Source organism: Rubellimicrobium sp. CFH 75288 (assembly GCF_009904055.1).
Lineage (GTDB): Bacteria > Pseudomonadota > Alphaproteobacteria > Rhodobacterales > Rhodobacteraceae > Rubellimicrobium.
The window spans coordinates 1-265 of sequence record NZ_WYDP01000079.1 but is presented as its reverse complement, the minus strand read 5'-3'; the positions used below and the strand labels follow the sequence as shown (position 1 = coordinate 265).

The following is a 265-nucleotide window of genomic DNA, read 5'->3' as shown; positions in this document are numbered from 1 at the left end:
GGTGAGCTGGGCGTTGGTGGTGATGTTGCTCTTGGCCTTGGCCCGGCGGATGTACTGCTCCCGGGCCTGGAGGGTGAGGATGAAGCCCCGCCTCCCCTCCGCGTCCACCGTCTCCGAGACCAGCCGTCCGGGGATCTGGCGCACAAAGGCCTTCTTCGTGGCCAGGTAGCCAAAGTGGGGCCCGCCAAAGCCCATGGGCAGCCCCAGGCTCTGCCCGTCCCCCACGGCGATGTCCGCCCCGTAGGCCCCCGGGGGCTTGAGCACC

General features: G+C 70.2%; 1 pseudogene. It reads right to left on the bottom strand.

The window, feature by feature from the left end:
- Nucleotides 1-265, bottom strand: a pseudogene (locus tag GT358_RS16460) (glycine dehydrogenase); the annotation flags it as partial.